Source organism: Bradyrhizobium sp. SZCCHNRI3052, from assembly GCF_032484895.1.
GTDB lineage: Bacteria > Pseudomonadota > Alphaproteobacteria > Rhizobiales > Xanthobacteraceae > Bradyrhizobium.
In genome coordinates, this window is the sequence record NZ_JAUETW010000014.1 from 95,595 (window position 1) to 121,314 (window position 25,720).

Sequence of the window (25,720 nt, forward strand, 5' to 3'; positions counted from 1 at the left end):
CCCCCGCAAGCGGGGGAGGGAGCAAACCGTCATCGCGGCTAGACTGTGCCCAGAACCTGCAAGCGCAAGGGAGCCCGGCCCCTCACTTCACATCCCGGATCCACTGATGCGGATCGGGGCTGCGGCCGTACTGGATGTCGACCAGCTGCTTGCGCAGGCCCATGGCGACTGGGCCGGCCTCGCCGCCGTTGATCAGGACGTCGCCGGTCGCCGAGCACACCTTGCCGATCGGCGAGATCACCGCGGCGGTGCCGCAGGCGAACGCTTCCTTCAGCTTGCCGCTCTTGGCGTCCGTCCGCCACTGGTCGATCGAATACGCCTCCTCGCGCACCTCGCGGCCGGCATCACGCGCCAGCTTGATGATGGAATCGCGGGTGATGCCGGGCAGGATGGTGCCGAGCGGCGGCGTCGACAGCGAGCCGTCGTCGAACACAAAGAACACGTTCATGCCGCCGAGCTCCTCGACATAGCGGCGCTCGATCGCGTCCAGGAACACGACCTGGTCGCAGCCATGCGCGATCGCCTCGGCCTGCGCCTTGAGGCTCGCGGCATAATTGCCGCCGCATTTGACGCCGCCGGTGCCGCCGACCGCGGCGCGGGTGTAGTTCTCCGAGACCCAGATCGAGACCGGCGCCGGGCCGCCCTTGAAATAGGAGCCGACCGGCGAGGCGATCACCGCGAAGATGTATTCCGCCGACGGCTTCACGCCGAGGAACACCTCGTTGGCGATCATGAACGGGCGCAGATACAGGCTGCCCTCGCCGCCCGGGATCCAGGCGCGGTCGATGCGGACGAGCTGCTCGACCGCCTCGATGAAGACCGCCTGGGGCAGTTGCGCCATCGCCATGCGCTCGGCCGAATTCCAGAACCGCTTGGCATTGGCATCGGGGCGGAACAGGTTCACGCCGCCATCGTCGCGCTTGTAGGCCTTCAGGCCCTCGAAGATCTCCTGCGCATAATGCAGGACGGCTGCGGCCGGATCGAGCGGGAAGTTGGCGCGGGATTCGACCCGCGCGCTGTGCCAGCCCTTGTCCTGGCTGTACTGGACCACGGCCATGTGATCGGTGAACACCCGGCCGAAGCCCGGGTTGGCGAGCTTGGCCGCGCGCTCCTGGTCGGAGGTCGGGTTCGTCGTCGGCTTGATGTCGAATGTCAAAGTCATGTCCTTGCTTCCCCCGCTTGATCGCCATTCGCGAGTTCTGGCGCCGACCCGTCCGATCGGGCCAGTCGGCTTCTTGAATTTCGGACCTGCCGCGACCGGCTTTTGAGCCGGTCACCGTGCAAGCATGCCACCACAGGACATGCTTTTGCGCCCGGCGGAAGTCCAGTATGGTTTGCCGAAATGCCGCTCGACATCACACGGTTGTTCGATGCGTCGCCCAGGGATGCCCGTCGGGGTTGCCTACGGCCCGTTCAGACACGCCTGGAGACCCATCGCCCGCCGATGAAACGATCTAAAATTTCGTAGCGGACGATTGTTTTGTAACATTGAACCGCAGAAACGTCAATATGGCTGACATAAATTTCTCGTCTCCGACGTTGAGCCCCGAGCTGCGCGCGGCTGAGCCCTCCGCGGCCGCCGGCGGCGAGCCGCTGCGCTGGGACATCATCGAGCTTTTGTTCTTCGCCTACCGCGACTTCGTCGGCGATGCCGACCATGAGCTGGAGGCGTTCGGCTTCGGCCGCGCGCATCACCGCGTGATGCATTTCGTCACACGCTATCCCGGCCTGAAGGTCGCCGATCTGCTCGACGTTCTCCGCATCACCAAACAGTCGCTCGGACGCGTGCTCAAGCAGCTGCTCGACGAAGGCTACATCGTGCAGAAGACCGGCAACAACGATCGCCGCCAGCGCCTTCTTTTCGCCACGCCGAAGGGCGAGGCGCTGGTCGCCAAGCTGGCCGGGCTGCAGACGCGGCGCATCGATCGCGCGCTGGAGCAGATCGGACCGGCCGGCGCCGAGAAGGTCCGGCAGTTCCTGCGCGCGATGATCGATCGCGACGATCCGGACAAGGTGCTGGAAGCCATCTTCAAGACGCCTGTCGCCGCTGCCAAGGAGTGACCGTGACGATCGCCGCCATCGCCCCGCATCATCAGCAGACGCCGGCCGACGACGCGCCGCATCTCTTGCTCGTCGACGACGACCGCCGCATCCGCGACCTGCTGTCGCGCTTCCTGCGCGGCGAAGGCTATCGCGTCACTACCGCGGCGAGCGCGAGCGATGCCCGCGCCAAGCTGACGGGACTGCATTTCGATCTCCTGATCCTCGACGTGATGATGCCCGGCGAAAGCGGCTTCGACCTCGCCCGCTTCATCCGCACGCAATCGTCGGTGCCGATCGTGATGCTGACCGCGCGCGCTGAGCCCGACAGCCGCATCGAGGGCCTGCAGCTCGGCGCCGACGACTACGTCGCAAAGCCTTTCGAACCGAGAGAGCTCGCGCTGCGCATCGGCAACATCCTCAAGCGCGCCGCGCCGCCACCGGCGGAAGAAGTCGTCGAGCAGATCGCGTTCGGCCCGTTCGTCTATCATCTGGCGCGCGGCGAGCTGAAGCAGGGCGAGGAGATCGTCCACCTCACCGACCGCGAGCGCGAGATGCTGCGCATCCTCGCCAATGCCCGCGGCGAGACCGTGCCGCGCGGCGCGCTGACCGGCAACGGCACCGTCAACGAGCGCGCGGTCGACGTCCAGATCAACCGCCTGCGCCGCAAGCTCGAAAGCGATCCGGCCAACCCGCTGTTCCTGCAGGCCGTGCGCGGCATCGGCTATCGGCTGATGGTGACGGGCTGAGGCGGTGCAGGTGAAGGTCTCGACATCATTGCGAGCGCAACGAAGCAATCCAGAGGCCCGCGATGACTCTGGATTGCTTCGTCGCTTCGCTCCTCGCAATGACGGAAGCAGCGAGGGCGTCCCAGCATGAGCACGCTCGACACCGGCCTCACCCTGATCCGCACCGCCTCGCGGCGGGTGTCGCGCGCCAACAGCCTGGTCGGCAACGCGTTCAAGGGCTGGATGCCGACCGGCCTCTATGCCCGCGCGCTCTTGATCATGATCGTGCCGATGGTGATCCTGCAGACGGTGGTCGCGGGCGTGTTCATGGAGCGGCACTGGAACACGGTGACGCGACGCCTCTCCGCCGCAGTTGTGCAGGACGTCGCCGCGCTGATCGACATCTACAAGGGCTATCCGCAGGACAAGGACCGCACCATGCTGCGCCGGATCGCGCAACAGCGGCTCAACCTGGTGGTCGACTTCCTGCCCGCCGGCGACATGCCGCCGCCGGGGCCAAAACCGTTCTTCAACCTGCTCGACCAGTCGCTGTCGAGCCAGATCGGCCGCCAGATCAGCCGTCCGTTCTGGATCGACACCGTCGGCCGCTCCAATCTGGTCGAGATTCGCATCGCGCTCGATGACGCCGTGATGCGCGTGTTCGCGCAGCGTGGCGCGGCCTACGCGTCGAACACCGATATCTTCCTGTTCTGGATGGTCGGCACCTCCTCGATCCTGCTGATCGTCTCGGTGCTGTTCCTGCGCAACCAGATCAAGCCGATCCTGCGCCTTGCAGATGCCGCCGAGAGTTTCGGCAAGGGCCGCGAGGTGCCGAACTTCCGGCCGCGCGGTGCGCGCGAGGTGCGACGCGCGGCGCACGCATTCCTGGAGATGAAGGCGCGCATCGAGCGCACGCTGGAGCAGCGCACGGCGATGCTGGCCGGCGTCAGCCACGATCTGCGCACCATCCTGACGCGCTTCAAGCTGGAGCTGGCGCTGCTCGGCGACAGTCCCGAGATCGACGCCATGCGCAAGGACGTCGACGAGATGTCGCACATGCTGGAGGACTATCTCGCGTTTGCGCGCGGCGACAATGGCGAGATCGCGCAGCCGACCGACATCTCCAACGCGCTCGAGGAGCTGCGCGGCGACGCCGAGCGCAACGGCCATTCCGCCACGGTCTCGTTCCACGGCCTGCCTGTGGTCACCGTGAAGCCGCAGGCGCTGAAGCGCTGCCTCGGCAATCTCGTCTCCAACGCCGCCCGCCATGCCGATGCGATCGCCATCACCGGCCATCGCGACCACCGCTACCTCACCATCACCGTCGACGATGACGGCCCGGGCATCCCGGCCGACATGCGCGAGGAGGTGTTCAAGCCGTTCCTGCGCCTCGACGACGCGCGCAACCAGGACGAGGGCGGCACCGGCCTCGGCCTCGCCATCGCCCGCGACATCGCCCGGTCCCATGGCGGCGACATCACCCTCGGCGACAGCCCGATGGGCGGGTTGCGGGCGAGCGTGCGCATTCCGGTTTAGCGCGCTGCTTAGTTCATTCCTGCGCGACCACGGCGTCGAGCCAGGCGCAGTTCAGTGCCGGAACGCGAGGATCCGGCACGCGAACGCCGCGTGCAGCCGCGGACAGCCGCATATCGCGCAGGCGCTTGCGCTGCTCATCCGGCAGGTACAATCGCTCGTGCCCCCACAGCGACGGGCCGTCAAAGGTCTCATGCGGCTGCCAGGTCGCGGGATCGATCACCCGACCGCCCCAGCCATATTCGATGAAGAAGCCGGAGGGCGTGTTGACGTAGAACGAGGTCATGTGGTCGTTGGTGTGACGGCCGAGCGTGTAGGCCACGCGCCCGTCATCGAGCTGTGCCAGGTCGTAGCCCTGGCCGACGTCATCGAGACTGCCGAGTTCCACCATGAAGTGATGCAGTGTGCGGCGACCGGAGCCGACCATCGCGAAGCTGTGGTGGCGGCCGTTGACGTGGAAGAAATAGAGCTTGTACGGCGTCAGGCCGAAGTCGGACACCTTGAAGCCGAGCAGGTCGCGATAGAACCGCAGCAGCGGCTCGACGTCCTCGACGTTGAGCACGACGTGTCCCATGCCGAGCGGCCCGGTGCGAAAGCCGGAGATCGGACGTCCCGGCCTGAAGGGATCCGAGGCGACAGCTGCACCCCAGAACACCTCGATCGTGTTGCCGGCGGGATCCTGAAAGCAGATCAGCTCGGTGACATGACGCTCGTCGACCAGTGCCTGCGAACCGCGGGCCACCTTCACGCCGTTGTCGTCGAGACGGCTCGCGAGGCGCGCGAGCGCCGCGGCGTCGCCGACCTCCCAGCCCATGACGGCGAGCCCGCCATCGCCGCTGCCATCGACGATCAGCCGCTGCTTGCGATCATCCATCCGATAGGCCTGCACGCTGGCCGCGCGATCCACGCGCTGCATCCCGAGGAGCTCGGTCGCCATGCGTCCCCACTGCTCCGCTTGGGACGACTTGATGCCGATGTAACCGAGCGCCGTTATTTCCATCTTGTTTTCTCCCGAAAGGTGCGGGCGGAATTTCGTATCAGCTCCGCGCGGTCCTGCAGTAGACTGCCGCCCCTGCATCCGGCTCGCGTTCTCAAGACGGTATCGGCGGACGGAAACGAAGAACAGGGAGGATTTTCCAAGTGTCCAAGCAACGGACGCGATCTCCGCAAGCCCGTCCTGCGGAGGGTGTCCGCGCCTTCAAGCGGGGGCTCGACGTGCTGCGCGCGGTCAATCGGTCCGGGGGCATTCGCGCCGGCGACGTGGCGCGCCAGCTCGATCTGCCGCGGCCCACGGTCTATCGGTTGCTCGAAACACTCGAGGAACTCGGCTATGTCGCGCGCAGCGCCAGCGACGACCGCTTCCGGGTGACGCGCCACGCATTGAGCCTCGGCGACGGCTATGATCCCGGCATCTTCATCTGCCAGGTCGCAGCGCCCTATCTCGCCGAGCTCAGCCGCAGCCTGATCTGGCCGGTCGATCTGTCGACTTATGAGAACGGCGCGATGGTCATCCAGGAGACTACGCATGCGCGCAGCCCGCTCTCGATCGACCGCAGCATGATCGGCAAGCGCCTGCCGATGCTGCACACCTCGGCCGGCCGGGCCTATCTGGCCGCCTGCCCGCCCGCAGAGCGGGACCTCATCATCAACCATCTGCGACGCATCGAGGATGCCGAGGACCTCTTCTTCCTGGCGCCCGAGCGGCTGCAGCGCATGATAACGGAAACGTCTCAGCGCGGCTATGCGATCCGCAACGAGGGCGAATTCAATCCGAAGACGTCGTCGATCGCGGTGCCGATCGTGCGGGGCGACGTCGTGTTCGGCTGCATTTCGATCATCTGGATCCGCTCCGCCATGACCCTCGAGGAGGCTGTCGCTCAGTACGCGGCCCCATTGCGCGACGCCGCGGCCGCGATCCCCGTCCAGGCCTGAGCGTCCGCTGCGCGGACAGTTCGTGACCGCGCCTTGAAGGTGCGAGGCGGTTGCGGAACAGATGCGGCCATGAGCAACATGGCCGCACATTCCGGAAGCTTCGACGTCGTCATCGTCGGTCGCGGGCCCGTGGGCTCGACGCTCGCCAACCTGCTCGGCCTGTGCGGCATCCGCACGCTGATCCTGGAGCGCGAAGCCAAGGCCTATCATTTGCCGCGCGCGGTGCATTTCGACGACGAATGCATGCGCGTGTTCCAGACCATCGGCCTTGCCGACGCCATCCTGCCCCACCTTACATTGAGTCCCGGCATGCGCTTCGTCGATGCGGGGGGACGATTGCTGCTCGACTGGCCGCGCCCCAGCGAGCCGACCGCGATGGGCTGGAATCTGAGCTACCGATTCCACCAGCCCGATCTCGAAAACGTGCTCAACAAGGGACTCGAGCGCTGGCCTCATGTCGAGCTGCGCACGCGCTGTGATGTGTTCGCGCTCGAGCAGGACCGCGAGGGGGCGCGCGTTCGCTATGAGGACCTCGGCACCGGCCGGCTCGTCGACATCTCCTGCGCCTATGTCATCGGCTGCGACGGTGCACGTTCGCTGGTGCGCCGCTTCATCGGCTCGGCGCTGGACGATCTCGGCTTTCACGAGCGCTGGCTCGTCTGCGACGTGCTGCTGAGGGAGGAGCGGCCCGATCTCGGCGATTTCAGCGTCCAGCACTGCAACCCGCAGCGTCCCGCAACCTATATTCGCGGCACCGGCAACCGGCGCCGGTGGGAGATCACGGTTCGTCCTGACGAGGACGGGGTCGAGATCACCCAACCGGCTCGCGTGTGGGAGCTGCTCTCGCCCTGGCTCCGGCCCGCAGAGGCCGAGATCGAACGCGCCGCCGTCTACACATTCCACTCCGCGGTCGCCCAGCAATGGCGTGCCGGACGGTTCCTGCTCGCAGGCGATTCCGCGCATCAGACCCCGCCTTTCCTCGGTCAGGGCATGTGTGCCGGCATTCGCGACGCAGCCAACCTCGCATGGAAGCTGGCGCTTGTGATTGCCGGGAAGGCGACGCCTGATCTTCTCGACACCTATCAGAGCGAGCGCGCGCCGCATGTGCGCGAATTCATCGAGCTCGCGATCCGGCTGGGTGGGCTGATCAACACCAAGGCGGTCGAGGCGGCGCTTGCGACCGGCACGGCACAGGGCGACGGCCAGCTCAAGCTCGACGTGCAGAAGCCAGTGCTCGGCCCGGGCCTTGCCTGCGGCGAACGCAGCATGACGGGAAAGCTGGCGCCGCAATTCCGCAGCCGTGATCACGGCCGCAGCGACGACCGCGTCGGCTATCGCTTCGCGCTGCTATGCCGGTCCGGTCTCGGGACCGCAATGATCGAGCAGCATCATGCCCGCCTGACGGTCGCTGACGTCGCCGTCATTTGCGGCGAGGAAGCTGGCGGCCTCGACGGCTGGCTCGATCAGCACGGCTTCGACGCCGTGCTGATGCGCCCCGACCGCTACATCCTGGGTGCTGTCCGCACGGGCGAAGATCCCGCGGCGCTGTTGTCAGGCCTCGCCTTCCTCGCACCGCCGCCGAGCGCGGCCTGAGCGTTTCCGTTCTTTTTGAGAGGGTTCACGTATGAAGCTGGTTTCCTTTGTGATCGACGGGCGTCCCGGATACGGCGCCGTGAAGGGAGACGGTGTCGTCGACCTCGGCCGGCGGCTGCCGGCGAAGAGCCTGCGCGCGCTGCTCGAGGCGGATGCGCTTCGCGACGCCGCCGCGCTGCTCACCTCCGAACAGCCCGACTATCCGCTCGATGCGATCACCTTCGCGCCCGTCATCCCCGATCCCGGCAAGATCATCTGCGTCGGCCTGAACTATCGCGACCACGTCGCCGAGACCGGACGAACGGTCACCGAGAAGCCCGCGCTGTTCGCGCGCTTTCCGACCAGCCAGGTCGGACATCTGCAACCGGTCATTCGCCCTGGTGTCTCCGATCATTTCGACTATGAGGGCGAACTCGCGCTCGTGATCGGGAAAGCCGGCCGGCATGTCCGGCGCGAGGACGCGCTCACGCACATCGCCGGCTATTCCTGCTACAATGAAGGCAGCATCCGCGACTGGCAACGCCACACGTCGCAATTCCTGTCGGGCAAGAGCTTCGACCGGTCCGGCGCATTCGGCCCCTGGCTGGTCACCGCCGACGAAATTCCCGACCCGTCCAAGCTGACGCTGCAGACCCGCCTCAATGGCGAGACCGTGCAGCGGACCACCACGGATCTCCTCATCACCGACGTGCCCGATCTGATCGTCTATTGCTCGACGATCATGACCTTGCTGCCCGGGGACGTGATCGTCACCGGCACGCCGGGAGGCGTCGGCTTCAAGCGCACCCCGCCTCTGTTCATGAAGCCCGGCGATACGGTCGAGGTCGAAATCTCGGGCATCGGCGCGCTGCGCAATCCCGTGACTGCCGAACTGGAAGCCTGACGTTTCCGCCTCGCGGAGAACCGCGAGGCGCACCAATCAAACACGACAAAAAACCAAATCTTCAAATCCGGGGAGGATCATCATGTCGCGCTGTCTCAGATCCAGCATCGCTGGCCTGCTGCTGCTTGCAGGCTCATCCGCGCAGGCCGAAATCAAGGCGGGTGCCATCCGTATCGGTGTGCTCACCGACATGACCGGCATCTTCGCGACCGCGATGGGGCCCGGCTCCGTGGAAGCGGCCCGGATGGCCGCTGAGGAGTTCGGTGGCAAGATCAACGGCAGGCCGATCGAAATCCTTCAGGCCGATCATCAGAACAAGCCGGATATCGCGGTCGCGATCGCCCGGCGCTGGTTCGAGCAGGACGGTGTGCAGGCGATCGCCGACGGCGGCAGCTCCGGCGCGGCCCTTGGCGTCCAGGAGCTGGTGCGCAGCAACGGCAAGATCTTTCTCATCTCCGGGGCCGGCGCCAATCAGCTCACCGACGAGGCCTGCGCCCCGACCTCGGTGCAATGGACGCACGACGCCTATTCGACCGCGACAGCCGTCGTGTCGGGCATCATGCAGACCAGCAAGGAGCCGTGGTTCTTCATCACCGGCGACTACGCATTCGGCCATTCGGTCGAGGCAACCGCGCGCGCCCGCATCGCCGAGCTCGGCGGCACGGTCGCCGGCAGCGTCAAGGCGCAGCTCGGCACGCCGGATTACGGCTCGTTCCTGCTGCAGGCCCAGGCCTCCGGCGCCAAGATCCTGGCGCTCAACGTCGCCGGCGACAATGCCACGGCCATCAAGCAGGCCGAGGAATTCGGGCTTGCGGCCCAGGGCATGAAGATCGTGCCGATGTCGTTCCAGAACGTCGACATCGAGGCCATCGGCCTCAAGGCGACGCAGGGCGATCTCATCGTCACCAGCTTCTTCGAGGATGCCTCTCCCGCCGCGCGCCGCTTCTCCGACGCGTTCTACGCGCGCCGGAAGGCGATGCCGTCACAGATCCAGGCCGGGGTCTATTCGGCCGTGCGGCACTATCTGCAGGCGGTGAAGGATGCCGACAGCGACGACGGCGCAACTGTGATGGCCCGAATGAAAGCTACGCCGGTCTCGGATGCCTATGCGGACCACGGCCAGATCCGCGACGACCAGCGCATGGTGCACGACCTGTATCTGGTCCAGGTCAAGACCCCCGCCGAATCGAAGCGCCCCTGGGACTTCGTCAAGCTGGTGACGAAGATCGCCCCCGATCAGGCGTTTCGCCCGCTCGACCGCAGCAAGTGCAGCCTGGTCAGCAAGTGAGCACATGAGCGACCAAGCATGATTCCGGACGATCAGCGCGCCGTCATCATCACCGCCGCGGGCGGCCCGGAGGTCCTGTCGGAGCGACAGGACTGGCCGGTCCCGCGCCTCGGACCAGACGATGTGCTGATCGAGGTCGCAGCCGCCGGCATCAACCGTCATGACTGCAACCAGCGCGCTGCCGGGCCGTCGCGGGAGCCCAATCCCATACCGGGATTGGAAGCCTCGGGGCGCATCGTGGCCTGCGGCGCCAACGTTTCCCCGGAACGGCTGGGTAGAGCGGTGATCGCACTGACCGACGGCGGTTCATACGCGCAATACGTCGCCACCGACCAGCATCTTGCACTGGACTTGCCGAGCGGCCTCGACTGGATCCAAGGCGCCGGCCTGCCCGAAGCGCTGTTCACGACCTGGTTCAATTTCTTCGAGCTGATGCGCATGATGCCCGGCGAGACCGCCCTGATTCATGGCGGAAGCAGCGGCGTCGGCACGATCGCGATCCAGCTCCTGCGCGCGCTGGGTCATCCCGTCATGGCCACCGCCGGCACCACAGAGAAGCGCGCCCTGGCACTCGGGCTCGGCTGCAGCGCCGTGTTCGACTATGCCGATCCCGATCTCGCCGAGCAGATCCGCGCGGCGACGGGGAAGCGCGGCGTCGACTGCATCCTCGACACCTCCGCCGGCGCTCACATCGCGCAGGACCTTGCGGCGCTCGCGATGGGCGGACGGATCGCCCTGCTCTCGGCCGGAGGCGGGAAGGACCTCGGAGTACCGCTGCGCAGCCTGATGGCGCGCCGGGCCAGCATCACCGGCGCGTTCCTGCGGTCGACGTCGCTCGATCTCAAGCGGCGGATCGCAGCCGACCTGCGGCAACGCATCTCGCCCCTGCTCGGAACGGCCATTCGGCCGCACATCGACAGCACCTATCGCCTGTCCGACGCAGCCGATGCGCACGCCCGCATGGAGACGAGCCGGCACATCGGAAAGATCGTGCTTCGCGTCCGCGGATGAACGCCAACCCACGTCTCTGCACCCGCCACACGCAACGAGCGCCCGCCTACTGCTTCACGCCCGGGATCAGGGCCTTCAGCTTGGCCATGTCCTTGACGTTCATCTTCATGCCGCCGGGCATCACGATGTCGCCGGGCTTCTGGTCGGGCTTGCAGGCGCCGAGCCATCTGGCCTCGATCGTCATCGCGGTGTCCTTCACCCCGGTGCCGGCGGCGCCGCCCGTGACGCGCGACATCGTCTTCACCGTATAGGCCGAGTTGAAGTCGCCGGTGATGTCGGCATGCGACGTCGTATTGATGCCGCCGAAATTGCAGACCGAATCGGAGACGTAGCCGGTCGCGGTCTTCTGGATGTCCTGCTTGGAGCAGACCTGCTGCGCCATCGGCGAGGCGAAGTTGTTCATCTCCTTGTCGGTGGCCGCGTCGGTGCAGTGCTGCATCGTCGCCTCCGGCAGCTGACCGCCGGATCTGATCATCTTCAGCTCCCACAGGCCGGCCTTGCGCACCGGCAGGTCGACGGCCCGTGCCTCATGGCTCGCGGTCACGCCCAGGAGGCAGCAGGCCAACAGCCCAATTGCGATGCGTGTGCAGGTCATATGCCCCGTTCCGGCTCGTTGATCGATGCCGGAGCGAATGCCGCAGAAAAATGGCAATTGGGAGAACGGCAGTTGATGGAAGGTCAGTACAGCGTCCGCAGCGGCCGCTGCGCCGAGCCATAGGGTACCCAGCGGCAGGCGAACGAAACGTAGCCACCGTAGCGCGCATCGACGGCGCGGAACTTCGCGACCTTGCCGTAGGAGGCGCAATGATCGACCGCGAGCTGGCGCGCATCCGTGGTCTGGGCCAGCTGGAAGGCGATGATGCCGCCGGTGTCGTTGCCCTTGAAGGGCGGCACCACGTCGGCCTGGGCGGATGCCGCAACCAGCACCATCCCAGCGGCCACGAGGCCTGCAGTCTTCACGAATCCGGCCATCAGCGTCCGCATTGCATTCTCCTCGATCTGGCCCGCCATTCTAAAGGTCCTGTCCGGTCAAGAAAAGAACACCGGCCTCGCGTTAACAGGACTAATCGTGGAGTGTTGCCGCGTTGCACTTGACCTCCTGTGGCCGCCGCGGCACGGTCCACGCTCCCGGATCAGCCTTGCGGACGGCCCATGCGCGACTTCAGCTCACCTTTCAAGATGTTCGGCGCCGCCTGTGGCGCGCTGCTTGCCGCCATCGTCGCCACCGCCCCGGCTCAGGCCGCCAACCCGCTTGAGATGAACTTCTGGCTGTCCGGTCCGAAATATGAAGGCCGGGTCGCGCCTTGCGAGGCGGCCATTCCGACCATCGTCTCGCGATTCCAGGACAAGGAGAGCACCTTCTGGAATTCCTCGCTGACGATCACCGGCGTCGCCAATGTCCATGAGATCGCCTTCCGGCCCTGGCAGTCCGACAACATTCCGCGTCGCTTCTGCACCGGCAGCGTGATGATCAGCGACGGCAAGGCGCGCACCGTCAACTTCTCGATCATCGAGGATGGCGGCTTCGCCGGCTATGACCAGGGCGTCGAGTTCTGCGTCGTCGGCCTCGATCGCAACTGGGCCTTCAATCCGGCCTGCCGCGCCGCCAAGCCCTGATTTGCCTTTCCCGGCGTATCGGCCGCTCGCGCGGGCGGCCGGCTGACGAATGGCTGCCTCGGGGCAGCCATTTTTGTTCTTGAAATGTTCCAGCGCGCTGGTAGGCTCCTGGCATTGTCCGGGGAGTACGCCATGTTCGATTGCCTGTGCCGACCTGCCGTCCTGTTGTCCAGAACGATCGCCTGCTTTGCCCTCTTGCTCGGTGTGCTCACGGCTGGCGCCGCCGAGGCGCAGGACCGCCGCCAGAATGCGCCGGGCGCGTTCGACTTCTACGTTCTCTCGTTGTCGTGGTCGCCCTCGTACTGCGCCGAAGCCGAGGAGCGCGGCGGTCGCGGCAGCCGGTCCCAGCAATGCAGCGGCCGACCGTACTCGTTCGTCGTGCACGGGCTGTGGCCGCAATACGAGAACGGCTACCCCGAATATTGCGAGCAGCCGGCGCCGCGCCTGCCCCGCAACATCATGACCTCGATGCTCGACCTGATGCCGGCGCCGGGCCTGATCTACAACGAGTGGGACAAGCACGGCACCTGCGCCGGCGTGTCGGCGAAGGCCTATTTCGAAGCCATCCGCAAGGCCCGCGCCGCCATCAAGATCCCCCCGGAATTCCTCGATCTCGCGGAGGCCAAGACGGTGGCGCCGGCGGCGATCGAGGAGGCCTTCATCAAGGCCAACCCCAAGCTCACGACATCGGGCATTGCCGTCACCTGCAATCGCACCAGGCTGAGCGAGGTCCGGATCTGTCTGTCGAAGGATCTGGAGTTTCGCAACTGCGACGAGATCGACCGGCAGGCCTGCCGGCGCGACGAGGTCAACATGCCGCCGGTCCGCGGCGGCTAGCGGCTGCGAATCGGGGCGACGCAGCGCGTCGGCCTGCGGCGCCTCCTGCGGCGGCGCTCATCCGCGGCTCTCCGGAGGGCATCCGGCGCATCGACGGGGTACCCTTTTGACGCGGAACGGCGTAACCCGGATGGCATGAACTACCGACACGCCTTCCACGCCGGCGGCTTCGCCGACGTCATCAAGCACATCGTGCTGACGCGCATCCTGGTCTACCTCCAGGAGAAGCCCGCCGCGTTCCGGGTGATCGACACCCATGCCGGCGCCGGCCTGTATGACCTCACCGGCGACGAGGCGACGCGCAGCGGCGAGTACCTCACCGGCATCGCCCGCGTGCTGCAGGCGCGGCTGTCGGATCAGGCCTATGCGCTGGTCCAGCCCTATCTGGATATCGTCCGATCGTTCAATCCCAAGGCCGAACTGGTCGCCTATCCCGGCTCGCCGCTGATCGCGCGCGCGCTGCTGCGGCCGCAGGACCGCATGACCCTGTGCGAGCTCGCGCCGATCCCCCGCAAGCAGTTGATCGATCAGTTGCGCCGCGACACCCAGGCCCGTGTCGTCGATCTCGACGGCTGGGTCGCCCTGCCCGCCTTCGTGCCGCCAAACGAGCGCCGGGGCGTGGTGCTGATCGATCCGGCGTTCGAGGCGAAGGATGAGTTCGAGCGGCTCGCCGATCGCTTCGCCGCGGCCTTCGCGAAGTGGACCACCGGTATCTACGTGCTGTGGTATCCCGCCAAGAGCCGGCGTGCGACGGAAGAGCTGAGCGATCGTGTCGCGGCGCTCGCAGCCGCGGCCAAGCCGCCGGGCAAGGTGCTGCGGATCGAGTTCAGTGTTGCGCCGCAGATCGAAGGCGAGGCGCTCACCTCGACCGGGCTGCTGATCGTCAACCCGCCCTGGACATTACATGACGAGCTGAAGCTCATCCTGCAGGAACTGCAGAAGCCCCTCGGCCAAGGCGGCGCGGCGCGCTTCCGACTCGAATTCCCCAAAGCTTGAAACGGCGACTGGTCGAAAAGCCGTAGTCAATCGGCGCGGAACCGTATTATTGTGTCCGATTGTAAGACTGGCTTTACGTTCCGCTTCCGCGAATGGTTGCGGCGGGGTGATCAAGGCCTAACAAGATCCGGCGATCCGGCGCGGCGAGCGCTGGGCGTTAAGGTGGCCAACGCTTTCCGATCAAAGTGATGTCCGGTCGGACGCTGCGCAGGGCGCGCAGTGGAGGAAGCATTGCGGGGGAGGAGTTTCCCGATGGCCATGACTGGGACGGTCAAGTTCTTCAACGGCGAACGCGGCTACGGCTTCATCAAGCCGGACGACGGTGGACGCGACGTGTTCGTGCACATCACGGCGGTGGAGCGCGCGGGCCTGAAGGACCTGACCGAAGGACAGCGGATCAGCTTCGAGGTCGAGCCGGACAAGAAGGGCAAGGGCCCGAAAGCGGTGAACCTGGTGCTGTCGTCTTAGGGCGAGCCCGCCTGGCGGTGGTTCACGCGCCGGCATGATTGCAGCCGGGCGCGCCTCGACGCCACCTCTTCGCTGGTTTGGAAGCTGTCGGCAGCGCCTGCTCGCGTGCACAGCATTGCCGGCTCGTACGTGCAGGCCGCGCGCAATGATGCACGTCTCCAGATTGCACAGAGCGCTCCGACAAAAAAATCCCGGCCACGCGAGCGGCCGGGAGGTTGTCGTTGGACGTTTCTTCTTCCTATTTCCTCGTTGCCATCAGAAGTGGAAGTTGATGCCTGCGCGCACAATTCCAAACCGATAGTCGTTCTTCGCCCCCGTGATCACGAAATTGCTGCTGTCGAGATCGACGTAGAGATACTCGATCTTGGCGGTCCAGTTCTGTGCCAGGCCGAACTCGGTGCCGGCACCGAGCGTCCAGCCCACCGTGGTGTGCGATTCCGAAAGACCGAAGGTCTCGGCGCGCAGGCCGCCAAAGGCGAGGCCGCCGGTGCCGTAGAACAGGATGTTGTTGAAGGCGTAGCCGGCGCGGCCGCGCAATGTGCCGAACCACGGGTTCGAGAACTTCCACGGGGCGAAGGTGTCATTGGCGCCGGTCAGGTTGATGTCGCCCTCGGCGCCGAACACCCACGGGCCGTTCTGCCAATTGTAACCCGCGGTCAGGCCGCCGGTGAGACCGGACGGCTTGGTCGGGTTGTTGCCCACGGTGCCCCATTCATAGCCCAGCGTGCCGCCGAGATAGGGCCCGGCCCAGCTGTAGGCGTTGAGGGGCTGGTTCACGGTATAGGGCGCGCCGCGCCCGTAGCCGAGATCCGCCGCCTGCGCCGAGACCGATCCGAGAGCCGCCGCGCCCAAGCCCGCCGCGGCGGCAGCACCGACCAAGAACCTGTTCATCGCTCACTCCACGCCACTCGCCGTCACCCGCCGGAGCCTGCGCCGCGCGACTGTGGTGCGCGACTGTGGTGCGCGGGCCGGCGTGGTTACGGAACTCTCGCTTCTTTCGTGAGCATTTATCGAGAGTTTTAGGTTAAGCCGTTGTTAAGCCGGGTTACCCGGCCATTAACGTGCTTAACGAAGCGTTACCGCCCTGCCCTGTGCATGGCGCCATCGCAAGCTGGCGAGACGGCGCGGCAGCGCTTAGTTTGCGGACATGACCACCCACAGCTCCGATCCACCCAAGGCGCCGACGCCCCCGAGCCGGCGTGGCGCGGCCGACCTGCCGCCCGAGACCATCGACACGCCCGACCTCGATCCCGCCGCATCGGCTGCGGACGAGGACGATGACGGCCGGCTGCCGGAGCTGGCCGAGGAGAGCCTGGAGGCGGTCGGCGAAGGTCCGCTTGCGATCGGCCACGCGGCGATCGAGAACGCGGTGCGGCTGGCGCCGACCTCGCCGGGCGTCTACCGCATGCTCAACGCGGCGCACGACGTGCTCTATGTCGGCAAGGCCAAGAACGTCAAAAAGCGCCTGTCGTCCTATGCGCGTGCCAACGCGCCGCTGCCGGCGCGCATCCTGCGCATGATCGCAGCCACCGTGACGGTCGAGATCGTCTCCACCACCACGGAGACCGAGGCGCTGCTGCTCGAAGCGAACCTCATCAAGCAGCTCAAGCCGCGCTTCAACGTGCAGCTGCGCGACGACAAGTCGTTTCCCTATATTCTCATCACCGGCGACCATTGGGCGCCGCAGATCCTCAAGCACCGCGGCGCGCAGTCCAGGCCGGGGCGCTATTTCGGTCCGTTCGCCTCGGCCGGTGCCGTCAACCACACCATCACGGCGCTGCAGCGCGCCTTCCTGATCCGCTCCTGCACCGACTCGTTCTTCGAGAGCCGCACCCGCCCCTGCCTGCTGCACCAGATCCGCCGCTGCGCCGGGCCCTGCACCCAGGAGATCGACTTCCCCGGCTACACCGAGCTGGTGCGCGAGGCGACCGATTTCCTGTCCGGACGCAGCCAGGCGGTGAAGGCGCTGCTGGCGGCCGAAATGGAGAAGGCGTCAGGCGAGCTCGAATTCGAGACTGCCGCCGTCTATCGCGACCGCCTCGCGGCGCTGTCGGCAATCTCCTCGCAGCAGGGCATCAATCCGCGCACGGTCGAGGAAGCCGACGTGTTCGCCATCCACCAGGAGGGCGGCTATTCCTGCGTCGAGGTGTTCTTCTTCCGCACCGGCCAGAACTGGGGCAACCGCGCCTACTTCCCGCGCGCGGAGAAGAGCTATCTGCCGGAGGAGGTGCTGTCGGCGTTCATCACGCAGTTCTACGACGACAAGCCGCCTCCGAAGCTGATCCTGCTGTCGCACGAGATCGAGGAAGCCGAGCTGCTCGCCGAGGCGCTGTGCGTCAAGGCCGGCCACAAGGTCGAGGTGTCCTGCCCGAAGCGCGGCGAGAAGAAGGACCTCGTCATCCATGCGCTGACCAATGCGCGGGAGGCGCTGGGCCGCAAGCTCGCGGACACCGCAACGCAAAGCCGGCTGCTGGAGGCGATGACGACGACGCTCGGCCTGCCGCAGATCCCCCGGCGCATCGAGGTCTACGACAACAGCCACATCCAGGGCACCAACGCGGTCGGCGCGATGATCGTCGCCGGCCCCGACGGCTTCATGAAGAACCAGTACCGCAAGTTCAACATCAAGTCGGAAGGGCTGACGCCCGGCGACGACTACGCGATGATGAAGGAGGTGCTGCAGCGCCGCTTCAAGCGGCTGGTGTCACCGTCGGAGAAGGATGTCGCCCGCGCGGCCAAGGAGGACGACGTGCCGCAATGGCCGGACCTCGTCATCATCGACGGCGGCCGCGGCCAGCTCAATGCCGTCCGCGAGATCTTCACCGAGCTCGGCGTCACCAATGTCGCGCTGATGTCGGTCGCCAAGGGCCCCGACCGTGACGCCGGCCGCGAGACGCTGTTCATCCCCGAGCGCGAGGCGATCAAGCTCGAGCCGCGCGATCCCGTGCTGTATTTCATCCAGCGGCTGCGCGACGAGGCGCATCGCTTCGTCATCGGCTCACACCGCAAGCTGCGCAAGAAGGACATCCGCGAGGCCGGCCTGCAGGAGATCCCCGGCATCGGCCCGTCGCGCAAGCGCGCGCTGCTGCACCATTTCGGCACCCTGAAGGAGATCGAACGCGCCTCGATCGCCGATCTCGGCAAGGTGCCGGGCGTGAGCGCCGAAAGCGCGCGGAAGATTTTCGAGTATTTTCACAGCAACGCGAGCTGAGCCGATCGCGGCTCAAGCCGCAGCCGGCGGCTCCTGCTTCACCGCATCGGCGAACTTCCGCATCAGCCGCACCAGCTCATCCACATCGCGGATCTCCCAGCTTTCGAAGATGGCGCGGCCGATCCGCTCGCGCGCAGCGTCGACGAGGTCGGTCATGGCCTTGCCCTTCGGCGTGATCACCGCCTCGCGCACCCGCCGGTCCGCGGCGCTGGCCTGGCGTGCCACCAGCCCGAGGCTCTCGAGCTTGGCGACCTGGCGGCTGACGGTGGTGTAGTCGCGCCCGACCCGATCCGCCATCTCGACCACACCGATCGGGCCAAATCGCTCGATTCCGACCAGCAGCGGAAACAGCGCGCGGTCGAGCGCGATGCCGGCTTCCCTGATCAGCGCCTCGTCGCGCTGCGGCCGGTTCATCACGGCCACAATGTCGAGCAGCGCCCCGTGCAGGACGCGGAGCTGCTCACTTATATGTGTATTTTGCACATTATTCCTTGGCGACATCAGCCCCTCCGGATATATGTGCATTATACACATATAATCCGGAGCTCCACCATGAAAGCCGCTATTGTCCAGAAAGCCGGGCAGCCGCCGGTCTACGCCGATTTCGCCAACCCGATCGCTGCTCCTGACGAGCATCTGATCACCGTGACCGCCGCAGCGATCAGCCAGATCACCAAGGCCCGCGCCTCCGGCACGCACTACAGCTCAACCGGCGCGTTTCCCTTTGTGGCTGGGATCGATGGCGTCGGCCGCTGTGAGGACGGCAGCCGGGTCTACTTCGTGCTTCCCAGGGCCCCCCATGGCGGCATGGCCGAAAAGACGGTGGTGCCGAAGGCGCGATGCCTCGCCTTGCCCGATGATCTCGATGACGTCACCGCGGCGGCAATCGCCAATCCTGGCCTGTCGTCCTGGGCGGCGCTGCGCGAGCGCGCACACCTCCGCGCCGGCGACACCGTGCTGATCAATGGCGCCACTGGAACGTCCGGTCGGCTCGCGGTTCAGATCGCCAAGCATCTCGGTGCGGCCAAGGTGATCACGACCGGGCGCAACGCCGCGACGCTGCAATCCCTGACCGCGCTCGGCGCCGACGCGGTCATTCCGCTGGTCGGCGATGGCGACGCGCTGGAGGAACGTTTCAAGCCCCATTTCGCCGGGGGTGTCGACGTCGTGCTCGACTATCTCTGGGGCGCCAGCGCCGAGCGGCTGCTGATGGCAGCGGCCAAGGCGGGCGCGGAGGCGAGACCGATCCGATTCGTCCAGATCGGCTCCATCAGCAGCGGCGACATCACCCTGCCGAGCGCGGTGCTGCGCGCATCAGCCATCGAATTGATGGGCAGCGGCATCGGCAGCATTCCGCTCGAGCGTCTGATCGCGCTCACCGGTGAGTTGTTGCAGGCGGCCATCCCTGCCCGGCTCGAGATCGCGGCCGATCCGATCCCGCTGAACGCGATCGAACGCAATTGGGCCAGGGATGATGCCACCCGCCGCGTCGTGCTCACCATGTGAAAGCCGGGACAGCAAAAAAACGACGAGTTGGCAGGCTGTCGGCAAAAACAATTTACCCGGACAAAAATCTACGCTAATTACCCGGGTTAAAGTGGAGCCCCACCATGACCCCCGACCAGCGCAAGGCGGCCGTCGCCGCCTACAAGGAACGCAAGACCCCCGCCGGCATCTTCGCCGTGACCTGCGCCGCCACCGGCGAGCGCTGGATCGGCTGCGCGCCGGACCTCGACAAGATCCAGAACCGCCTCTGGTTCACCCTGCGCCAGGGCGGCCATCGCCGCGGCGGCCTGCAGGCGGCCTGGACCGCCCACGGCGCGGAGGCGTTCAGCCTGGACGTCATCGAGACCTTCGACGACGAAACGCTGACCTATGTCCGCGACCGCGTGTTCGCGGAACGCCAGGCGCATTGGTGCGCGGTGCATGGCGCGGAGGCGATCTGAGGCTTTCGCTCAAGCCTTCGCGCAGCCGTCACTGCACCGCAACAAGGTCCCAGCCGTGCGTCGCGCCCGCCGATCTGCGCACTGGCGCGACCGCGTCCGGTTGCTTAATGAAGCGTTGCGGGTCGCGTTGCCGCATGCGCGAGAGTTCCTATCTCCGCAAGACTTCGTTGCGAACAGCGTCATATCTGCGTCATCCTGCCGAAGCGGCTCGGCTCGGAGGTTGACGTCCGAACGGCGGCAGTATTGGTACACCGGATGAATATTGCGACCACACGCGTGCCCAGCAAGACGTCGACGTCCCTGCCGAACATCCTGACCTATACGCGCATCGCCGCGATACCGGTCGTGGTCGGTTGCATCTACGCGCAGTCGGTCTGGATGTATCCTTTGTGGCTCCGCTGGGTCGCCGTCGCAGTGTTCATTGCGGCTGGGATCACCGACTATCTCGACGGTCATTTCGCGCGGATCTGGAACCAGCAATCGGCATTCGGCCGTATGCTCGATCCGATCGCCGACAAGCTTCTGGTCGCCTCCTGTCTGCTGATGCTGGCCGCCGACAGCACCATCCAGAACTGGTCGCTGTGGGCGGCCATCGTGATCCTGTGCCGCGAGATCCTGGTGTCGGGCCTGCGCGAATATCTCGCCGCGCTGCGCGTCTCGGTGCCGGTGACCAAGGTCGCCAAATGGAAGACCACGATGCAACTGGTGGCAATCGGCTTCCTGCTCGCGGGCGAGGCCGGCGATGCGGCGGTCGCCCAGATCTCGACGGCCGTTGGCCCGATCGTGAGCGGGATCGGAATTTGGCTGCTCGGCTTGTCGGCGGTCTTCACCATCTACACCGGCTACGACTATTTCCGCGCCGGCATTCACCATCTCATCGAGGCGGACTCGCGATGAAGATGAAGTATTTCGCCTGGGTGCGCGAGCGCGTCGGCAAGGCCGAGGAGACGATCGAGCCGCCGGCAGACGTGCGCACGGTCAGCGAGCTGATCGCCTGGCTCACCACGCGCGGCGAGGGCTACGCCTATGCGTTCGAGAGGCCGAAGGTGATCCGCACCGCGATCGACCAGACCCATGTGCAGCCGGATGCGGCCATCGCCGGCGCCCGCGAGATCGCGTTCTTCCCGCCGATGACCGGCGGCTGACGTAACGGAATATCTGTCCATGACCGCGATCGTCACCGTCCGCGTGCAGCAAGAGGATTTCGACACCGCGGCCGAGATCGCAGCCCTCAGCCATGGCCGCACCGACATCGGCGCCGTCGTCAGCTTCTCCGGCCTGTGCCGCGGCAACGACCATGACACGCCGATCAGCGCACTGACGCTCGAGCACTATCCAGGGATGGCGGAAGCCGAGATCATGCGCCATGCCGAGCAGGCGATGGCGCGCTGGCCGCTGCAGGGCATGACCGTGATTCACCGCTTCGGCCGGATACGGCCGGGCGAGAACATCGTGCTGGTGGTGACCGCATCCAGCCACCGTCAGGCGGCGTTCGAGGCGGCTGAGTTCCTGATGGATTATCTCAAGACCAACGCGCCGTTCTGGAAGCGCGAGGAAACCGAGAACGGCGGCAGCTGGGTCGAGGCCAAGAGCCACGACGATGCCGCCGCGGCGCGCTGGAAGTCGTGATGGCGAAGAAGGTCAAGACGGCAGCGCCGCGCAAGGCGGCGGCACTGAGGCTGCCGAGGGTCAATGCGGGCGAGCTGGCGAGCCTGCTCGACTACCTGCGCTACGCGGTGAGCTGCTTCCAGAACGCCGATCTGGTGTTTGCGCACGGCACCACCGATCCGGTGTCGGAGGCCGCCTTCCTGATCGGCGAGGCGCTGCATCTGCGCCCCGATCAGTTCGAGAGCTTCGTCACGGCCCGGGTCACCGCGGCCGAAGGCAAGACGATCCTCGACCTGATCACGGCGCGAATCACCACGAGGAAGCCGGCGGCCTATCTGGTCAACAAGGTCTACATGCGCGGCCTGCCGTTCTACGTCGACGAGCGCGTCATCGTGCCGCGCTCGTTCATCGGCGAGCTGCTGGAGACGCATTTCGGCGGCGCCGAAGCCGACGGCACCTCGCTGATCGACGATCCGCTGGCCGTGGACAGCGTGCTGGACCTCTGCACCGGCTCTGGGTGCCTGGCGATCCTGGCCAGCCGCCACTTCCCCAATGCGGTGATCGACGCCGTCGACATCTCCAAGGACGCGCTCGCCGTTGCGGCGAAGAACGTCGCCGACTACGACCTCGGCGAGCGCATCTCGCTGCACCGCGGTGACCTGTTCGCACCGCTCAGCCAGCGCCGTTACGATCTCATCATCACCAACCCGCCCTATGTCGACGCCGAGGGCATGGCCGGCCTGCCTCGGGAATGCCGCGCCGAGCCGGCGCTGGCCTTCGACGGCGGCACCGACGGGCTCGACATCATCCATCGCATCCTCAGCCAGGCGCGCGACCACCTGACTGCGGAGGGAGGGTTGCTGTGCGAGGTCGGACGCGACCGTCCGCAGATCGAGGCGGCCTTTCCCGACCTGCCGCTGCTCTGGCTCGACACCGAGGACTCCGAGGGCGAGGTGTTCTGGATCACCGCGCGCGATCTCGTCTGAGACGCGGCTACCCGAGGCACACCGGCCCGGTTGGCGCGAAATGACGCAGCGACTTCCAATATGCGGCACAATCTGCTGCTGCCGTGCAAAATCCGCTCACCAGGGCAGCGGGAACGCTGGACCTTTGACATTTCCGTCCGTCCGCGAAGCTGATAGCTTGGCGGCGGCCCGGATCAGCGGCTGACAACGTCGGCGCACGCATTCAGGCCCATCAAGCACGATCCGTTTCGGCAAGCTTTTCTGGCACCGGTTCGCCACCTTTCCGGATCATGCTGCCGCCGTCGCACAACCGTCCGAGAGGTCCCCATGCTGGACAAGAGCCCCCGCCCCGCCGTCACCGTTCCGAATGATCTTGCCGCGCATTGGATGCCGTTCACCGCGAACCGCGCCTTCAAGAAGAACCCGCGCCTGCTCGCCGGTGCCAAGGACATGCACTACATCACCGTCGATGGCCGCAAGATCATCGACGCCGCCGCCGGCATGTGGTGCTGCAACGCCGGTCACGGCCGCAGCCAGATCGCCGAGGCGATCGGCCAGCAGGCCGCGGCGCTCGACTACGCACCGCCGTTCCAGTTCGGCATTCCCCAGGCGTTCGAGCTGGCCAACCGCATCGCCGATCTCGCGCCCGCCGGCCTCGACCACGTGTTCTTCTGCAACTCCGGCTCGGAGGCAGCCGACACCGCGCTGAAGATGGCGCTCGCCTATCACCAGATCAACGGCCAGGGCAGCCGCACCCGCCTGATCGGCCGCGTCCGCGGCTATCACGGCGTCGGCTTCGGCGGTACCTCGGTCGGCGGCATCGTCAACAACCGCAAGCTGTTCGGCACCTTGCTGACCGGCGTCGACCACATCCCGGCGACCTATGACCGCGAGAAGCAGGCCTTCACCAAGGGCGAGCCGGAATATGGCGCGCACTTCGCCGACGAGCTCGAGAACCTCGTCAACCTGCACGGCGCCAACACCATCGCCGCCGTGATCGTCGAGCCGATGGCCGGCTCGACCGGCGTGATCCCGGCGCCGAAGGGCTATCTCAAGCGGCTGCGCGAGATCACCCAGAAGCACGGCATCCTGCTGATCTTCGACGAGGTCATCACCGGCTTCGGCCGCCTCGGCTACGCCTTCGCCGCCGAGCGCTACGGCGTGACGCCTGACCTTCTCACCTTCGCCAAGGGCGTCACCAATGGCGCGGCACCGATGGGCGGCGTGCTGGTGCGCGACACCATCCACGACGCCTTCATGAGCGGCCCGGAGCACATGGTGGAGTTCACCCACGGCTACACCTACTCGGCGCATCCGATCGCCTGCGCGGCCGGCCTCGCCACGCTCGACATCTATCGCGACGACAAGCTGTTCGAGCACGCCCGCGCGATCGAGCCGAAATTCGCCGACGCCGTGATGTCGCTCAAGGGCCTGCCCAACGTGCTGGACATCCGCACGGTTGGTCTCACCGCCGGCATCGACCTCGCGCCGCTGCCCGACGCGGCTGGCAAGCGCGGCTACTCCGCGATGGAGACCGCCTTCCACAACAACGACCTGATGCTGCGCATCGCCGGCGACACGCTGGCGCTGACCCCGCCGCTGATCGTCAGCGAGGATCAGGTCGGCGAAATCATCGAGAAGGTCGGCAAGGTCATCAAGGCCGTGGCGTAAGCCGCGGGACGATAAAACGGCAGCAAGCAAAATGGCGGCTCAAAGAGCCGCCATTTTTATTTGCGGGCGCCTCGCCCCAGCGGAGCCTTTGCTATGCTTCCGTAGTCGCCGAACTATCCGTTCTCTCCCCCCTTGTGGGGGAGGGGTAGGGAGGGGGTAGCCCAGGATGCCGCACGCAGTGGTCAGCGACCGCCAGCGCAACAGAGCGAAGCACCTTCGCCAAGCGATGACGCGTGCCGAGACGCTCTGTGGCGGTATATCAAGGCGAACCGAATGGACGGCGTGAGTTTTCGCCGTCAGGTACCAATTCAAAACTATATCGCGGACTTTGTCTGCTTCTCGGCAAAGCTCGTGATCGAGCTCGACGGCGAGTCACACGATTTCGCCCAGTGCCAGGCAAAAGATGCCAAGCGCGACGCGTTCTTTGCAACCGAAGGATTTGAAGTCCTTCGGTTTACCAACACGCAAGTGACGTCGAACCTCGAAGGCGTCGTTGAGGCGATCCGCCAGGCTCTTGCCAGTCAAACCCGCGGCCTACCCCTCTCCCCGGCCCTCCCCCACAAGGGGGGAGGGAGCGGAGAGAGTTGCGCGAGCGGCAAAGACGACACGCGCGACAAAAGCCCCAAGAGGACCACAGGCAGGCAGCCATGACATTCACGCTGCCCTAGCTTAAGGACGATCTCGACGTTGCGCCGCAGGGAGAAGCAACGGCGCCCGATCTGCACCCGCCTTTCCGCAGGGAACCTTCGCAAATCCTCCACGTTCATGTCGCGAGCCGGCGGTTTGCGCGCGGCGAGCGGATTGTCGGAGGACGCGCATGCTTGCACCGCCAGGAGAGCTGCTGCGATTGGGGCTCGAACAGAGGCTCAACCGCGTCAGGCGCGCCACCCAATCCTACATTCGGGATCGCGCCCGGCAGGCCACCGGAACGGTGACGTCCTACGCCGTCGCCGCTGGGCTGTTCGCCACCGCGGGCATCTTCCTGATCGCCGCCTGCATCGTCGGATTGACCGCGCTGTTCCACTGGGTGGAAATGACCTACGGCCTGTTCACCGCGTTCGCGGTTGTCGGCGGCATCCTGGTCGCGCTGGCGGCGATCTGCGCGATCGTCGCGGCAGTGAAGCTCCGCAGCCCTTCGCCGCACTATCCGTCGCTCTCCAGCCGGCTGCGCGTGGCGATCGCAGCGCCCGTGGCCCGGGAACCCGACGCGGACGAGATCGATCCCGACACCATCCCCTTGGCACCGTCATCGACCTCCACGAATCACGCGAGCGGAGTTGCGGGCGCACGCGGACGGATCAACGTACCCGTCGGTGTCGCCGTTGCGGCACTGCTGCTCGGCGTGGCCGCCCTGCGCCGGCGTCACCGCAGCACGTGAGCCTGCCCGGACAGC

28 protein-coding genes are annotated in these 25,720 nt (G+C 66.3%); 22 read left to right on the forward strand and 6 right to left on the reverse strand.

Annotation, left to right across the window (positions count from 1 at the left end):
• Positions 1-82: 82 nt before the first annotated feature.
• Positions 83-1,162: a branched-chain amino acid aminotransferase gene (locus tag QW887_RS29120; protein WP_316195620.1), complete on the reverse strand. Its 1,080-nt coding sequence runs from the start codon at positions 1,160-1,162 to the stop codon at positions 83-85.
• Positions 1,163-1,509: 347 nt separating this feature from the next.
• Here QW887_RS29120 and QW887_RS29125 point away from each other — a divergent pair, with 347 nt between their 5' ends.
• From QW887_RS29125 to QW887_RS29135, 3 genes are all read left to right on the forward strand, one after another.
• Entirely contained in the window at positions 1,510-2,061 is a 552-nt protein-coding gene (locus QW887_RS29125; protein ID WP_315778001.1) for a MarR family winged helix-turn-helix transcriptional regulator, read from the forward strand.
• Entirely contained in the window at positions 2,058-2,789 is a 732-nt protein-coding gene (locus QW887_RS29130) for a response regulator transcription factor (RefSeq protein ID WP_316195622.1), read from the forward strand. The genes QW887_RS29125 and QW887_RS29130 overlap by 4 nt, the downstream gene beginning before the upstream one ends.
• Positions 2,790-2,915: 126 nt before the next feature.
• Complete coding sequence (locus QW887_RS29135) at positions 2,916-4,304, forward strand: ATP-binding protein (RefSeq protein WP_315754775.1); 1,389 nt, start codon at positions 2,916-2,918, stop codon at positions 4,302-4,304.
• Positions 4,305-4,317: 13 nt separating this feature from the next.
• On the opposite strand, the gene QW887_RS29140 is transcribed toward QW887_RS29135, so the two are convergent.
• Positions 4,318-5,301 carry a VOC family protein gene (locus QW887_RS29140; RefSeq protein WP_316195625.1) on the reverse strand — a complete coding sequence of 328 codons (984 nt, stop codon included), beginning with the start codon at positions 5,299-5,301 and terminating at the stop codon, positions 4,318-4,320.
• Positions 5,302-5,441: 140 nt separating this feature from the next.
• Here QW887_RS29140 and QW887_RS29145 point away from each other — a divergent pair, with 140 nt between their 5' ends.
• The 5 genes from QW887_RS29145 (at position 5,442) to QW887_RS29165 (ending at position 11,008) form a co-directional block, all read left to right on the forward strand.
• On the forward strand, positions 5,442-6,233 hold the full coding sequence (locus tag QW887_RS29145; protein WP_315754435.1) for a DNA-binding transcriptional regulator: 792 nt from the start codon (positions 5,442-5,444) through the stop codon (positions 6,231-6,233).
• A gap of 69 nt (positions 6,234-6,302) precedes the next feature.
• Positions 6,303-7,826 (forward strand): bifunctional 3-(3-hydroxy-phenyl)propionate/3-hydroxycinnamic acid hydroxylase, encoded by a 1,524-nt coding sequence (locus tag QW887_RS29150; protein WP_316195627.1) that lies wholly within the window; start codon positions 6,303-6,305, stop codon positions 7,824-7,826.
• Between the two features lie 31 nt (positions 7,827-7,857).
• Positions 7,858-8,709 (forward strand): fumarylacetoacetate hydrolase family protein, encoded by an 852-nt coding sequence (locus tag QW887_RS29155; protein WP_316193637.1) that lies wholly within the window; start codon positions 7,858-7,860, stop codon positions 8,707-8,709.
• An 82-nt stretch (positions 8,710-8,791) separates the two neighbouring features.
• A complete protein-coding gene (locus tag QW887_RS29160; protein ID WP_316174348.1) occupies positions 8,792-9,997 on the forward strand; it encodes an ABC transporter substrate-binding protein in 1,206 nt (401 codons plus the stop codon).
• A gap of 18 nt (positions 9,998-10,015) precedes the next feature.
• Complete coding sequence (locus tag QW887_RS29165; protein WP_316174351.1) at positions 10,016-11,008, forward strand: NAD(P)H-quinone oxidoreductase; 993 nt, start codon at positions 10,016-10,018, stop codon at positions 11,006-11,008.
• A 46-nt stretch (positions 11,009-11,054) separates the two neighbouring features.
• Here the strand turns inward: QW887_RS29165 and QW887_RS29170 are convergent, their stop codons facing one another.
• The gene (locus QW887_RS29170; protein ID WP_315754445.1) at positions 11,055-11,603 is read right to left on the reverse strand and encodes a DUF3617 domain-containing protein; all 549 of its coding nucleotides are present in this window, start codon (positions 11,601-11,603) and stop codon (positions 11,055-11,057) included.
• 83 nt (positions 11,604-11,686) lie between these two features.
• Positions 11,687-11,992 (reverse strand): hypothetical protein, encoded by a 306-nt coding sequence (locus QW887_RS29175; RefSeq protein ID WP_315713661.1) that lies wholly within the window; start codon positions 11,990-11,992, stop codon positions 11,687-11,689.
• A 168-nt stretch (positions 11,993-12,160) separates the two neighbouring features.
• Between QW887_RS29175 and QW887_RS29180 the strand changes: the two genes are divergently transcribed.
• From QW887_RS29180 to QW887_RS29195, 4 genes are all read left to right on the forward strand, one after another.
• Positions 12,161-12,625, forward strand: coding sequence for a hypothetical protein (locus tag QW887_RS29180; RefSeq protein WP_315713599.1), 465 nt, complete (start codon positions 12,161-12,163; stop codon positions 12,623-12,625).
• Between the two features lie 132 nt (positions 12,626-12,757).
• Complete coding sequence (locus QW887_RS29185) at positions 12,758-13,462, forward strand: ribonuclease T2 (protein ID WP_315754447.1); 705 nt, start codon at positions 12,758-12,760, stop codon at positions 13,460-13,462.
• A gap of 135 nt (positions 13,463-13,597) precedes the next feature.
• Complete coding sequence (locus QW887_RS29190) at positions 13,598-14,458, forward strand: 23S rRNA (adenine(2030)-N(6))-methyltransferase RlmJ (protein ID WP_315713601.1); 861 nt, start codon at positions 13,598-13,600, stop codon at positions 14,456-14,458.
• A 252-nt stretch (positions 14,459-14,710) separates the two neighbouring features.
• Complete coding sequence (locus tag QW887_RS29195) at positions 14,711-14,926, forward strand: cold-shock protein (protein WP_006612991.1); 216 nt, start codon at positions 14,711-14,713, stop codon at positions 14,924-14,926.
• A gap of 255 nt (positions 14,927-15,181) precedes the next feature.
• On the opposite strand, the gene QW887_RS29200 is transcribed toward QW887_RS29195, so the two are convergent.
• Positions 15,182-15,817, reverse strand: a complete 636-nt coding sequence (locus QW887_RS29200; RefSeq protein WP_315713602.1) for a porin family protein — start codon at positions 15,815-15,817, stop codon at positions 15,182-15,184.
• Between the two features lie 256 nt (positions 15,818-16,073).
• On the opposite strand from QW887_RS29200, the gene uvrC reads away from it, so the two are divergent.
• Complete coding sequence (gene uvrC / locus QW887_RS29205) at positions 16,074-18,137, forward strand: excinuclease ABC subunit UvrC (protein WP_316195631.1); 2,064 nt, start codon at positions 16,074-16,076, stop codon at positions 18,135-18,137.
• A 12-nt stretch (positions 18,138-18,149) separates the two neighbouring features.
• Here uvrC and QW887_RS29210 read toward each other — a convergent pair whose 3' ends face one another.
• Entirely contained in the window at positions 18,150-18,638 is a 489-nt protein-coding gene (locus tag QW887_RS29210; RefSeq protein WP_315713604.1) for a MarR family winged helix-turn-helix transcriptional regulator, read from the reverse strand.
• A 51-nt stretch (positions 18,639-18,689) separates the two neighbouring features.
• Between QW887_RS29210 and QW887_RS29215 the strand changes: the two genes are divergently transcribed.
• From QW887_RS29215 to QW887_RS29255, 9 genes are all read left to right on the forward strand, one after another.
• A complete protein-coding gene (locus QW887_RS29215; protein WP_316195632.1) occupies positions 18,690-19,643 on the forward strand; it encodes a zinc-binding alcohol dehydrogenase family protein in 954 nt (317 codons plus the stop codon).
• Positions 19,644-19,747: 104 nt separating this feature from the next.
• A complete protein-coding gene (locus tag QW887_RS29220; RefSeq protein WP_316195634.1) occupies positions 19,748-20,083 on the forward strand; it encodes a GIY-YIG nuclease family protein in 336 nt (111 codons plus the stop codon).
• Between the two features lie 255 nt (positions 20,084-20,338).
• The gene (gene pgsA / locus QW887_RS29225; RefSeq protein ID WP_315754456.1) at positions 20,339-20,980 is read left to right on the forward strand and encodes a CDP-diacylglycerol--glycerol-3-phosphate 3-phosphatidyltransferase; all 642 of its coding nucleotides are present in this window, start codon (positions 20,339-20,341) and stop codon (positions 20,978-20,980) included.
• Positions 20,977-21,228 carry a molybdopterin converting factor subunit 1 gene (gene moaD, locus QW887_RS29230; RefSeq protein WP_316195635.1) on the forward strand — a complete coding sequence of 84 codons (252 nt, stop codon included), beginning with the start codon at positions 20,977-20,979 and terminating at the stop codon, positions 21,226-21,228. The genes pgsA and moaD overlap by 4 nt, the downstream gene beginning before the upstream one ends.
• A gap of 19 nt (positions 21,229-21,247) precedes the next feature.
• Positions 21,248-21,712: a molybdenum cofactor biosynthesis protein MoaE gene (locus QW887_RS29235; protein ID WP_315713609.1), complete on the forward strand. Its 465-nt coding sequence runs from the start codon at positions 21,248-21,250 to the stop codon at positions 21,710-21,712.
• Positions 21,712-22,677, forward strand: a complete 966-nt coding sequence (gene prmB / locus QW887_RS29240) for a 50S ribosomal protein L3 N(5)-glutamine methyltransferase (RefSeq protein ID WP_316195636.1) — start codon at positions 21,712-21,714, stop codon at positions 22,675-22,677. The genes QW887_RS29235 and prmB overlap by 1 nt, the downstream gene beginning before the upstream one ends.
• A gap of 306 nt (positions 22,678-22,983) precedes the next feature.
• The gene (locus QW887_RS29245) at positions 22,984-24,327 is read left to right on the forward strand and encodes an aspartate aminotransferase family protein (protein ID WP_315754462.1); all 1,344 of its coding nucleotides are present in this window, start codon (positions 22,984-22,986) and stop codon (positions 24,325-24,327) included.
• A 273-nt stretch (positions 24,328-24,600) separates the two neighbouring features.
• Positions 24,601-24,978 (forward strand): endonuclease domain-containing protein, encoded by a 378-nt coding sequence (locus QW887_RS29250; protein ID WP_316195638.1) that lies wholly within the window; start codon positions 24,601-24,603, stop codon positions 24,976-24,978.
• A gap of 166 nt (positions 24,979-25,144) precedes the next feature.
• Positions 25,145-25,705 carry a phage holin family protein gene (locus QW887_RS29255; RefSeq protein WP_316195640.1) on the forward strand — a complete coding sequence of 187 codons (561 nt, stop codon included), beginning with the start codon at positions 25,145-25,147 and terminating at the stop codon, positions 25,703-25,705.
• Positions 25,706-25,720 lie beyond the last annotated feature (15 nt).

Coding starts and splice junctions, on each gene's coding strand:
- QW887_RS29120 (WP_316195620.1), bottom strand. CDS start 1,162: ATGACTTTGACATTCGACATCAAGCCGACGACGAACCCGACCTCCGAC.
- QW887_RS29125 (WP_315778001.1), top strand. CDS start 1,510: ATGGCTGACATAAATTTCTCGTCTCCGACGTTGAGCCCCGAGCTGCGC.
- QW887_RS29135 (WP_315754775.1), top strand. CDS start 2,916: ATGAGCACGCTCGACACCGGCCTCACCCTGATCCGCACCGCCTCGCGG.
- QW887_RS29140 (WP_316195625.1), bottom strand. CDS start 5,301: ATGGAAATAACGGCGCTCGGTTACATCGGCATCAAGTCGTCCCAAGCG.
- QW887_RS29150 (WP_316195627.1), top strand. CDS start 6,303: ATGAGCAACATGGCCGCACATTCCGGAAGCTTCGACGTCGTCATCGTC.
- QW887_RS29155 (WP_316193637.1), top strand. CDS start 7,858: ATGAAGCTGGTTTCCTTTGTGATCGACGGGCGTCCCGGATACGGCGCC.
- QW887_RS29160 (WP_316174348.1), top strand. CDS start 8,792: ATGTCGCGCTGTCTCAGATCCAGCATCGCTGGCCTGCTGCTGCTTGCA.
- QW887_RS29165 (WP_316174351.1), top strand. CDS start 10,016: ATGATTCCGGACGATCAGCGCGCCGTCATCATCACCGCCGCGGGCGGC.
- QW887_RS29170 (WP_315754445.1), bottom strand. CDS start 11,603: ATGACCTGCACACGCATCGCAATTGGGCTGTTGGCCTGCTGCCTCCTG.
- QW887_RS29175 (WP_315713661.1), bottom strand. CDS start 11,992: ATGCGGACGCTGATGGCCGGATTCGTGAAGACTGCAGGCCTCGTGGCC.
- QW887_RS29180 (WP_315713599.1), top strand. CDS start 12,161: ATGCGCGACTTCAGCTCACCTTTCAAGATGTTCGGCGCCGCCTGTGGC.
- QW887_RS29185 (WP_315754447.1), top strand. CDS start 12,758: ATGTTCGATTGCCTGTGCCGACCTGCCGTCCTGTTGTCCAGAACGATC.
- QW887_RS29190 (WP_315713601.1), top strand. CDS start 13,598: ATGAACTACCGACACGCCTTCCACGCCGGCGGCTTCGCCGACGTCATC.
- QW887_RS29195 (WP_006612991.1), top strand. CDS start 14,711: ATGGCCATGACTGGGACGGTCAAGTTCTTCAACGGCGAACGCGGCTAC.
- QW887_RS29200 (WP_315713602.1), bottom strand. CDS start 15,817: ATGAACAGGTTCTTGGTCGGTGCTGCCGCCGCGGCGGGCTTGGGCGCG.
- uvrC (WP_316195631.1), top strand. CDS start 16,074: ATGACCACCCACAGCTCCGATCCACCCAAGGCGCCGACGCCCCCGAGC.
- QW887_RS29210 (WP_315713604.1), bottom strand. CDS start 18,638: ATGTCGCCAAGGAATAATGTGCAAAATACACATATAAGTGAGCAGCTC.
- QW887_RS29215 (WP_316195632.1), top strand. CDS start 18,690: ATGAAAGCCGCTATTGTCCAGAAAGCCGGGCAGCCGCCGGTCTACGCC.
- QW887_RS29220 (WP_316195634.1), top strand. CDS start 19,748: ATGACCCCCGACCAGCGCAAGGCGGCCGTCGCCGCCTACAAGGAACGC.
- pgsA (WP_315754456.1), top strand. CDS start 20,339: ATGAATATTGCGACCACACGCGTGCCCAGCAAGACGTCGACGTCCCTG.
- moaD (WP_316195635.1), top strand. CDS start 20,977: ATGAAGATGAAGTATTTCGCCTGGGTGCGCGAGCGCGTCGGCAAGGCC.
- QW887_RS29235 (WP_315713609.1), top strand. CDS start 21,248: ATGACCGCGATCGTCACCGTCCGCGTGCAGCAAGAGGATTTCGACACC.
- prmB (WP_316195636.1), top strand. CDS start 21,712: ATGGCGAAGAAGGTCAAGACGGCAGCGCCGCGCAAGGCGGCGGCACTG.
- QW887_RS29245 (WP_315754462.1), top strand. CDS start 22,984: ATGCTGGACAAGAGCCCCCGCCCCGCCGTCACCGTTCCGAATGATCTT.
- QW887_RS29250 (WP_316195638.1), top strand. CDS start 24,601: ATGGACGGCGTGAGTTTTCGCCGTCAGGTACCAATTCAAAACTATATC.
- QW887_RS29255 (WP_316195640.1), top strand. CDS start 25,145: ATGCTTGCACCGCCAGGAGAGCTGCTGCGATTGGGGCTCGAACAGAGG.